At 62.3% G+C, this 10,773-nt stretch carries 7 protein-coding genes; 6 read left to right on the top strand and 1 reads right to left on the bottom strand.

Going from position 1 to position 10,773, the window contains the following annotated elements:
* Window positions 1–228 precede the first annotated feature (228 nt).
* The 3 genes from VK804_RS07485 (at window position 229) to VK804_RS07475 (ending at window position 6,008) form a co-directional block, all read left to right on the top strand.
* A complete protein-coding gene (locus VK804_RS07485) occupies window positions 229–2,274 on the top strand; it encodes an FAD-dependent oxidoreductase (protein ID WP_325369453.1) in 2,046 nt (681 codons plus the stop codon).
* A gap of 140 nt (window positions 2,275–2,414) precedes the next feature.
* Window positions 2,415–4,448, top strand: coding sequence for an ABC transporter ATP-binding protein (locus VK804_RS07480; protein ID WP_325369451.1), 2,034 nt, complete (start codon window positions 2,415–2,417; stop codon window positions 4,446–4,448).
* A gap of 105 nt (window positions 4,449–4,553) precedes the next feature.
* Complete coding sequence (locus VK804_RS07475; protein WP_325369449.1) at window positions 4,554–6,008, top strand: multicopper oxidase family protein; 1,455 nt, start codon at window positions 4,554–4,556, stop codon at window positions 6,006–6,008.
* Here the strand turns inward: VK804_RS07475 and VK804_RS07470 are convergent.
* Window positions 5,983–7,185, bottom strand: coding sequence for an NAD(P)/FAD-dependent oxidoreductase (locus VK804_RS07470; protein ID WP_325369447.1), 1,203 nt, complete (start codon window positions 7,183–7,185; stop codon window positions 5,983–5,985). The genes VK804_RS07475 and VK804_RS07470 overlap by 26 nt on opposite strands.
* Before the next feature lie 716 nt (window positions 7,186–7,901).
* Here VK804_RS07470 and rpsL point away from each other — a divergent pair.
* From rpsL to fusA, 3 genes are all read left to right on the top strand, one after another.
* Complete coding sequence (rpsL, locus tag VK804_RS07465; RefSeq protein WP_325369445.1) at window positions 7,902–8,273, top strand: 30S ribosomal protein S12; 372 nt, start codon at window positions 7,902–7,904, stop codon at window positions 8,271–8,273.
* Between the two features lie 108 nt (window positions 8,274–8,381).
* On the top strand, window positions 8,382–8,852 hold the full coding sequence (gene rpsG / locus VK804_RS07460; RefSeq protein WP_291688861.1) for a 30S ribosomal protein S7: 471 nt from the start codon (window positions 8,382–8,384) through the stop codon (window positions 8,850–8,852).
* 32 nt (window positions 8,853–8,884) lie between these two features.
* Window positions 8,885–10,773 (top strand): elongation factor G (gene fusA, locus VK804_RS07455; RefSeq protein ID WP_325369440.1); only part of this gene is annotated, 1,889 nt, incomplete at its 3' end.

Below are 10,773 nucleotides of genomic sequence, written 5' to 3'. Positions count from 1 at the left end.
GGAAGCGGAGCTTCCTGCGCTGCCGCCCGCGGAATGATGGTTCATCCGTAGGAATACCGAGGACAATGAAAAGGCCGGCGAAAAGCCGGCCTTTTTGCTGCTTTGTTTGCCTGTTGCGATGCGGGATCAACCTTTGTTCATCTTCCCTTCAGCCTGAAAAGCGCTTTTGCTAATGCGGTTTGGACCGGCCGTCCGGTTAGGGGGGCGCCGGAGACTGCGGAATCCGAAATGCTTGATCTTGCAATCGTTGGCGGCGGCCCCGGCGGGCTGATGAGCGCCTGGTACCTGAAGAAGAAGCTGGGCGAGCTTTGCCGCGTCACCATCTACGAGGCCTCCGACCGGGTCGGCGGCAAGATCCTGACGCGCAAATTCGATTCCGCGCCCGCGATGTACGAAGCCGGCGTTGCCGAGATCTACGATTACTCGATGACCGGCCCCGATCCGCTGCGCGAGCTGATCCAGCATTTCGGCCTGCAGACCATTCCGATGGATGCCGAGCAGGTCCAGCTCGACGGCGAACTGCTGAACGACGTGCCCGGCATGCGCCGCAAATACGGCGCCGCGACCGCGGATGCGATCGAGGCATTCCGCAGCAAATGCGCCGAGATGGTATCGCCGGCGGAATATTACGAAGGCGTCGGCGCGCACGACAATGAACATCCCTGGGCCTACATGACGGCCGAGCAACTGCTCGACCGCGAGGTCAGTGATGCGACCGCCAAGCGCTTCCTCAAGGTGATGGCGCGCTCCGATATCGCCACCGAATGCCACAACACCAACGGGCTGAACGCGCTGAAGAACTTCGTGATGGATGTCGACGGCTATATCGGCCTGTATTCGATCCAGAACGGCAACGAGCAGCTGATCGAGTGCCTGCAGTCCGAGGTGGACGCCGATATCCAGCTCAATCACCGGGTCCTCAAGGTCGGCAAGACCGCCTCCGGCCGCTATCAGCTCAACATGATGAACGGCAAGGGACCGGAAACGCGGGACTTCGACCTGGTGCTGATGTGCCTGCCGCACTCCTGGCTTTCCACCATGGGGTGGAATGGCGAGCAGCTGCGCAAGTCGATGGTCAAGCACATCGCCTATTTCGATCGCCCGGCGCATTATTTGAGGGTCTCGATCCTGTTCGACGAGCCGTTCTGGGGCGAGAAGATTCCGGGCGCCTGGTTCATGTCGGAAGCGTTCGGCGGCTGCTGCGTCTACAATGAGGGCGCGCGCCACGATGTCGGCAAGCACGGCGTGCTGAATTGGCTGATCGCCGGCTCCGACGCGCTGGCCTACGCCAATCTCAGCGACAAGGAATTGATCGAGGCGGCCTTGAAGTCGCTGCCGTCATCGCTCGGCAATGCGCGCGCGCACTTCATGGAAGGCAAGACCTGCCGCTGGCTCTCCTCGGTGAACGCACTGCCCGGCGGCCTGCCGGCGCGCGACGTCATGACCAATCACCGGCCCGAGCCGAAGCAGCATCCAGGCCTGGTCGTGGTCGGCGACTATCTGTTCGACTCGACGCTGAACGGGCTGTTGGATTCCTCGGACGCTGCCACCGACATCATCGTCACCGAGATGATGCGGCTGCGCCGGACGCGCGGCAATCCCGGGTCCGACCGGATCGACCGCGACTATTTTGCGAACTATCGCGGGCTTGGCCCTTACAGCGAAGTCTGGAGCCGGTTCACCGATCCCGGCTATCTGACCGATCTCATCAAGATCGTCTGGAACAAGGCGAGGGGTTACAAGCTGCTGGTGGCGGGCTCCGCCAGCGGCGAGCTGGTCGGCGCGCTGCGCGCGCGCGGCATCGACGCCTGGGGCATCGAGAACAACCGCGCGATCCACGCTCAAACCCCGAAGGATTTGCAGAAGTACAACAAGCTCGGATCCATCGTCGACATGCCGTTTGCGGACGGCGAGTTCGATTTCGTGTTCGAGACCAGCCTCTGCCATGTCGCGGAGAAGCAGGTCCGGCGTGCGGTTCGTGAGTTGAACCGCGTGGTGAAGACAGGCTTCGTGTTCGGATCGGTGACCTCGGACATGTCGCCGGCGCTGATCGACCGCTACGACCTGTTGCGCGGGGTGAGGAAGCTCGGCACCTGGTGGGAATGGTCGGAATTGTTCTTCGGCAACGGATTCGACCTGTCGATGCACCGCCACGACTGCGCGGATGAATTGTGGGCGGCAACGCTTGCCGCCAACAAGGGACCGGGTCAGTGGTACGCGGACGCCGACAGCCTGCGCTATTCGTTCTTCGACAAGGTCGAAGCCGACGACTGATCGGCCGTCGGGCCTCTCGGCGAAAGCGGCGCATGCGTTAGGGACGAAGCGGGAGATTTGTTGGCGGTGGCGCGGTCGGCTGCGCAGAACCGCAGCGTCGATTTGCGGTTATGCCGGGCCGTGCAGCATCGGTTGGTTTCATGGCGTCCAGGCCTCTTTCGTCCGATGATCGAAAAAAAGCGGCCGCCAGGGATCCGCTTGCGCCGGAGCTCGAGGCCAAGCTTGCCGCCGATGTGCAAGCCGCCGCTCGCCTGGCCGGCGGGAAGGCGGCGGCGCCGCCGGACGACGACGAAGATGACGACGAGCTGGAGCACGACGACGGCGAGGACGATGAGGATCTCGTCGTCTTTACCGCGAAGGAAGCCGCCGGCGCGCTGGCGACGACCTACGCCTTCGTCAAACCGTTCCTGAAAAACTACAGGAAGATACTGGTCTTCGTCGGGCTCGGCGTGCTGGTCGAAACGCTGTTCAACGTCATCATGCCGCTCAGCCTCAAATTCCTAATCGACGACGCGCTCGGCGAGGAGGATTTTCAGGCGCTGGTCAAGATTCTCTCGGTGCTGGCGGTGGCCGGCATCGTCACCTCGATCGTTGCGGTCTGGTACGAGCGCTGGGACGCGAAGCTTGCGGCCTCGTTGATAGCGGATGTCCGCAAGCGCCTGTTCGAGCACGTCCAGAATCTCCCGGCCGCCTATTTCGCGCGCACGAAGCGCGGCGAGATCCTGTCGCGGTTTTCCGTCGACATGGCGGCGTTCGAAGGATCGGTCAAGAGTTTCGCCAACAGCGCAGCATTGCCGTTTTTCGAACTGATCGCGGGCATCATCCTGATGCTGTTCCTGAACTGGCAGCTCGCCGCGGTGTCGCTCCTGGTGTTCCCGATCACGCTGATCGGTCCGCGCATCCTGACGCCGAAGGCGGTGCAGGCGAATTACGAGCAGAAGCTCAATGAATCAGCGCTGCTCGGCATGGTGCAGGAAAACGTCGCGACGCAGGCCGTGGTCAAGGCGTTCATGCTGCAACGGCGCATGCTGGGCTGGTTCAACCTGCGCAACGACGAGACACGGCGCAGGATCGCGGCCGCGACGTTCCTGTCGACCATGGTCGAGCGCACGGTGACGATCTCGGTGCTGTTGCTGCACCTCGTGGTGCTCGCGATCGGCGCCTATCTCGCCACCAAGGGCCAGATCACCATCGGGACCTTCGTGACGTTCGAAAGCGCGTTCTGGGAAGTGTCCTACAACATCGCCCACGTCATGCATTTCATCCCGGTCTCGATTCAGGCCGCCGCCGCCGCGCGCCACATTCAGGAAATGCTGGACGAGCCGACCCGCGGCGCCGATCGGCCAGGCGCGCCCGACCTGCCACGCATCACCAACGACATCACCTTCGAACACGTCACGTTCCAGTATGAAGGCAGCCAGACGCCGGTGCTCGACAATCTCAGTCTCAAGCTCAAGGTCGGCAAGAGCATTGCGGTCGTCGGTCCCAGCGGCTCCGGCAAGAGCACGCTGCTCAATCTGATCCTGCGGCTCTACGTGCCGGACGAGGGGAGGGTGAGCATCGACGGCGTCGATATCCGCAAAGTCACCCGCGAATCGCTGCGCCGGAGCATGGCGGTGGTGTTCCAGGAGAACATGCTGTTCAACATGTCGATCAAGGAAAACATCCGGCTCGGCAAGGAAGGCGCCACCGACGAAGAGGTCGTCGCTGCCGCGCGCAAGGCCGAGATCCATCGCTACATCATGAGCCTGCCGCAGAAATACGACACTCCCGTCGGCGAACGCGGCGATACGCTGTCCGGCGGCCAGCGCCAGCGCATCGCGATCGCGCGCGCGATCGTCCGCGATCCCTCGATCCTGCTGCTCGACGAGGCGACCTCGGCGCTCGACCAGACCACGGAAGCCGCGATCAACCAGACCCTGCTCAAGCTCGCCCGAGGCCGCACCATGATCTTCTCGACCCATCGGCTGACCTCGGTGGTCGAGATGGACGAAATCATCGTAATCTCCGGCGGCAAGGCGATCGAGCGCGGCACGCACGAACAGCTGCTCGCGGCCGACGGCATGTATCGCAAGCTCTGGGACGACCAGGGCCACGCGCCGCACCATGCGGCCGGTCAGGCTGACGACCACAGCGATGACGATGAGGACGATGAGGACGATGACGAGGAGTGACGGCACCGACGCGCGAGGAACCGATCAGAGGTCGAGGCGTTCCACGATGCCGGGCGGTCAGGTCCGGGACTGTTCCTACTGAACCCGGCGGCTTCGGAGAGGACCATGCCGATGGACCGGCGTACCGTGCTCGGCAGTGCCGCCCTGATGTCGCTGGCCGGCGCCTTGCCGAGGCTCGCGCGAGCCGAAGGGGCTGAGGGCGGCGGGAAGGCCGACTACACCTTGCGGATTGCGAATGGCCTGGTGGAACTGGCGCCTGACCACATCGTCTCTACCACACTCTATAACGGCCAGTTCCCTGGACCGTTGCTGCGATTCCGGGAAGGGCAGGGCACCGTCGTCGACATCCATAACGACACCGACACGCCCGAACTGGTGCACTGGCACGGGCAGATGATCCCGAGCGAGGTCGACGGCGCCGCCGAAGAGGGGTCACCCTTCGTGCCTGCGCACGGCATGAGGCGCATCTCGTTCACGCCAAAACCCTCGGGCTTCCGTTTCTATCATACGCATGTCGCGGCGGGCAGCGACCTGAACCGCGGCACCTATACGGGTCAGGCCGGTCCGGTCTACATCGAGCCGCGAAGCAATCGCGGCGCATATGACCGCGAGATATTCCTGGTGCTGAAGGAATTTGCGCCCGTTTTCAGTCGCGGGGGCGACATGGCGATGGACGCGCTGGTGGACGCGCCGGTCAAGGCGTTGCAGGAAATGGGCGCCGCGGCCGACAGGGCGGCGAAGGAAAAAACCAAGGGCTTTGAGGTCGGCTACAGCCTGTTTGCGATCAATGGCAGGATGCTCGGCCACGGCGAACCCTTGCGCGTCAAGCAGGGCGAGCGCGTGCTGTTCCACGTGCTCAATGCCAGCGCGAGCGAGATACGCAGCCTCGCGCTCCCCGGACATACGTTCAGGATTGTCGCGCTCGACGGCAATCCGGTGCCCACCGAGGCCGAAGTGCCGTTGCTCTGGCTCGGCACGGCCGAGCGGGTTTCCGCCGTTGTCGAGATGAAGCATCCCGGTGTCTGGATCATGGGCGATCTGGCCGATGACGATCGCCAGCACGGGATGGGCATCGTGGTCGAATATGCCGGTCACCAGGGCAAGCCGCAGTGGATCAAGCCAAAACCGTTCCGCTGGGATTACAGCCTGTTCGGCAAGCCGAATGGCGCGGTTGCCGCGCCCGACGAGACGATCGAATTCACGATTCTCAAGCACAATGCCGCGCTTGGCGGCTTCAACCAGTGGACGCTCAGCGGCGAAGCCTTCTCAATGGCAACGATGAAGCCGACGTACCGCGTTCATCAGGGGCGGCGTTATCGGTTGAGATTCCGCAATGCCAGCGACGACATTCACCCGCTGCATCTGCATCGGCACAGTTTTGAATTGGTCCGGGTCGGCGGCAAGCCGACAGCGGGCGTCATCAAGGATGTCGTGATGCTTGGCGGCTTTGCTGAGGCGGAATTCGATTTTGTCGCCGACAATCCCGGTCCTACGCTATTTCATTGTCACCAGCAGCTGCATATGGATTTCGGATTTATGGCGCTGTTCGACTACGTATGATCGAAAATCTGCTGGCGTTTCCGCCCGCAGCCGTTCGGGAGTGAAGCAGGCGCCGCAGCAGGCCTTCGCCGAGCCACACCACAAAGCGCGCCACGCGTTGCGCCCGCCAATAAAGGCCCTTGTCGATCGATACCGAGCGGAAATGATGGGCCTTGGCAGCCGACCATTCATCGCAGGCTTTCTTGACCGGATCGTCGTAAAACGCCGCGATCTTGCCGGCGTCCATGCCATCGGTTGCGAGCCAATTAGGAATATGGACGTTGCAGAGCCGCTCGACGTCGGTGAAGACCTTGTCGGTGCCGGTTCCGGTTACGGGGCAGGTGGTCTCGAAGGCGTCGCCGACAAGCACGACGCCCGGCTGCAGAAACCCTGCGGATACCGAGAGGTCGGCGGGGCGGACCTTGATGTCGCCGCCGATCCGAAATGCGCCGGTGATGCGGCTAAGCCTTGGCAGCGTGGCGTTCAGGGTTTCTTCCGGCGCGCGGCGCATCCGCTGCAGCCAGGGATCGTCGATTTCGCGATAGACGAACAGATTGGCCCGCATCGTCTTGCCGACCGGGAACAGCGAGATGTAGGGCGTCAGGTCATCGGGCCGTTCCGAGAAATAGGTCAGCGCCGGAAAGTCGAAGGCCGGTCGACCGACCGGGACCATGTCGAACCCGAGCGAGATCGAATGGCAGCGACTGACGATCCGCCGCTCGATGCCAAGCGTTTGGCGCAATCCGACATTCAATCCGTTGGCGAGCACCACCAGGCGCGCGGAAATCTCCTCGTCATTCGACAACAATACTCTTTGCCGCTCGGCGCTGGTCGAAATCGACACAGCTTTGGCGAACAATTGTTCGGTGCCGGCTGGAATTTCGGTCCGGATCGCATTGACCAAGGCGTCGTAGAGGATGCCATATTGCACGACCGGCTTGCGGTCGAGCAGATAACCGTAGCGTGCGATCCAGTTCTCGGTCTCGTGGCTCGCCGCTCGAAGCACGGCCTCCGCAATCCCGGTCTTGCGAAAGCGTTCGATCTGCATGTGGCCGGAGAGTTTTTCGACCCGGAAGTCGGGCGGATAGACCGGACGCGGATCGATCAGAATGGCGGGAATCCCGGCGCGGCCGAGCATCGCGGCAGCCGTCGAGCCGGCCAGGCCGCCGCCGATGATCGCGATGTCGGTGTACCTCATGGGCGATCCCGCTCCGAGGCACCAGTTTTGCGCCGGGAAAGGCAAACAAACCCTAAAAGAGAGAGGGATCATCGCCATTGAGGTATTTTGATACCACAATGGCTCGGCGCTCCTCAGACCCTCGTTGTCGATCGTAGCCTGCTGGTCGCAAGTCCAGGTCAGGCCCGACATCGGGTTGCAAACACGATATCGCGTGGCCATATGCGGTGGAGCGCACTCCCGTTTTAATTGCTGACAGAAGTGCCTCTGCCACTGCGGGTTTTGGCCTTGACTTGGCTACGCATGGTGGATAGAACCCGCGCACTTAACGACAGGCGGTGAGCGACGCCAGAGTCGGAACGGATAACCCTCTCAATTCCCCGGTGTTTTCAGGGGGTACGAGACGGGCACCAACCTCGACGAATGCCGCTCAAACGCTGTCGATGATAGCTAGGCAATGCCAGGACGATCTTGGTTCTCTCGAGCAAGTTCTCTTGAGATTGATATCGGATGCATGACCTCGGTGGCCGACTGAACAGCGTCAGCTGATCGGTTACGACTGCGGTCCTCTGTGGCGTCGAAGCGCTTTCCGCTCAGCGATGGGTGGTTGGCGCGATTTCGCTTTGCGCTGATGTTTTCGCGCATGGTGAACCGGTGGGACCGGCAGTCCCGGATGAATTTGCGAGGCCAACGTTGAGGTTTCGCGTGAACTCGTGAACTAAAGGGTGAAGGCCGACATGCCGACGATCAACCAGCTGATCGCAACGCCGCGCACGGTGCAGAAGTCGCGCAAGAAGGTGCCGGCGCTGCAGCAGTCGCCGCAGAAGCGCGGCGTTTGCACGCGCGTCTACACCACGACCCCGAAGAAGCCGAACTCGGCGCTTCGCAAGGTCGCCAAGGTGCGCCTGACCAATGGCTTCGAGGTGATCGGCTACATTCCGGGCGAGGGCCATAACCTCCAGGAGCACTCGGTGGTCATGATCCGCGGCGGCCGCGTCAAGGACTTGCCCGGCGTGCGCTACCACATTCTCCGCGGCGTGCTGGATACCCAGGGCGTCAAGAACCGCAAGCAGCGCCGTTCGAAGTACGGCGCGAAGCGTCCGAAGTGAGCCGAGCGTAGCTCGGGTTATCCCCCGGCGAAGACCCGGGGATCTGGATCAACAAGTTTAAGACGTGGATGGCCGGGACGAGCCCGGCCATGACGAAGGAAAGAAAAGATGTCTCGTCGCCATTCTGCTGAAAAGCGTGAAGTGAACCCGGATCCGAAGTTCGGGAACATCATCATCACGAAGTTCATGAACTCGGTCATGTATGACGGCAAGAAGTCCGCCGCCGAGTCCATCGTCTATGGCGCGCTCGAGATGATCGAGGCCAAGACCAAGCAGGGCCCGCTGCCGGTGTTCGAACAGGCCCTGGAAAACGTGATGCCGACCATCGAGGTCCGCTCCCGCCGCGTCGGCGGCGCCACCTATCAGGTGCCGGTCGAGGTTCGTTCGGTGCGCCGTCAGGCGCTGGGAATTCGCTGGATCATCACGGCGGCGCGCGAGCGCAATGAAAAGACGATGACGGAGCGGCTCTCCGCCGAGCTGCTCGACGCATCGAACGGCAGGGGGAACGCAGTCAAGAAGCGCGAAGACGTGCACCGGATGGCGGAAGCCAACCGCGCCTTCTCGCACTATCGCTGGTAACGGCGAAACGAACGGAATTTAAGGAACAACCCATGCCCCGCGTTCATGCCATAGAAGACTACCGCAACTTCGGTATCATGGCGCATATCGATGCCGGCAAGACCACGACCACCGAGCGCATCCTTTATTACACCGGCAAGAGCCACAAGATCGGCGAAGTGCACGAAGGTGCCGCGACGATGGACTGGATGGAGCAGGAGCAGGAGCGCGGCATCACCATTACGTCGGCTGCGACGACCGCGTTCTGGGAAGGCAAGCGCCTCAACATCATCGACACCCCCGGCCACGTCGACTTCACCATCGAAGTCGAGCGGTCGTTGCGCGTGCTCGACGGCGCGGTATGCGTGCTCGATTCCAACCAGGGCGTCGAGCCGCAGACCGAGACCGTCTGGCGCCAGGGCGACAAGTACAAGGTTCCGCGCATCGTCTTCGCCAACAAGATGGATAAGACCGGCGCCGATTTCTACAAATGCATGCAGGATATTGTCGATCGTCTCGGCGCCAAGCCGATCGCGATCCAGCTTCCGATCGGCTCCGAGAACAACTTCAAGGGTCTGGTCGATCTCGTCCGCATGAAGGGCGTGATCTGGGAAGAAGAGAAGCTCGACGCCAAGTTCGTCGACATCGACATTCCCGCTGACATGGTCGAGAAGGCCAAGGAATATCGCGAGAAGTTGCTGGAAGCCGCCGTCGAACTCGACGACGAGGTTCTCGCTGCTTACCTCGACGGCAAGGAGCCCGATGAGGCGACCTTGAAGCGCATGATCCGCAAGGCCGTGCTGACCGGCGCGTTCTTCCCGGTGCTGTGCGGCTCGGCCTTCAAGAACAAGGGCGTGCAGCCCTTGCTCGACGCGGTGGTGGATTATCTGCCGTCGCCGGTCGACGTGCCCGCCATCAAGGGCGTCGACGAAGACGGCAACGAGGTTGTTCGGCTTCCGAACGACAAGGAGCCGCTGGCTCTGTTGGCGTTCAAGATCATGGACGACCCGTTCGTCGGCACCATCACGTTCTGCCGCATCTATTCCGGAACCCTTCTGTCGGGCACCGGCGTCATCAATTCGACGCGCGACCGCAAGGAGCGGATCGGCCGCATGTTGCTGATGCATGCCAACAACCGCGAAGACATCAAGGAAGCCTTTGCCGGCGACATCGTGGCGCTTGCTGGCCTGAAGGAAGCGCGCACCGGTGATACGCTGTGCGATCCCGACAAGCCGGTGATTCTGGAAAAGATGGAATTTCCGGAGCCGGTTATCGAAATCGCGATCGAGCCGAAGTCGAAGGCCGACCAGGAAAAGCTCGGCGTCGCACTGGCGAAGCTGGCCGCGGAAGATCCGTCGTTCCGGGTCTCGACCGACCAGGAGTCCGGCCAGACCATCCTCAAGGGCATGGGCGAACTCCATCTCGACATCAAGGTCGACATCCTGCGCCGCACCTACAAGGTCGACGCCAATATCGGCGCGCCGCAGGTGGCGTTCCGTGAACGCGTCACCAAGCGCGCGGAAGTCAAGTACACCCACAAGAAGCAGACCGGCGGTACCGGTCAGTTCGCCGAAGTGTCGATCGTGGTCGAGCCCAACGAACCCGGCAAGGGTTACGAGTTCGAATCCAAGATCGTCGGCGGCGCGGTGCCGAAGGAATACATCCCCGGCGTCGAAAAGGGCCTCAACAGCGTGATGGGTTCGGGCGTGGTCGCCGGCTTCCCGGTGGTGGACGTCAAGGTCCAGCTGGTCGACGGCAAGTACCACGACGTCGACTCCTCGGCGCTGGCCTTCGAAATCGCGTCGCGCGCGGCATTCCGCGAAGCGCTGACGAAGGGCAAGTCGGTTCTGCTCGAGCCGATCATGAAGGTCGAGGTGGTGACCCCGGAAGACTATACCGGCTCGGTCATCGGCGACCTGAATTCGCGGCGCGGCCAGATCCA

Origin of the sequence: Bradyrhizobium sp. (genome assembly GCF_035484855.1) — a bacterium.
Taxonomy (GTDB): Bacteria; Pseudomonadota; Alphaproteobacteria; order Rhizobiales; family Xanthobacteraceae; genus Bradyrhizobium.
This window is presented reverse-complemented; position numbering and strand designations above follow the sequence as displayed.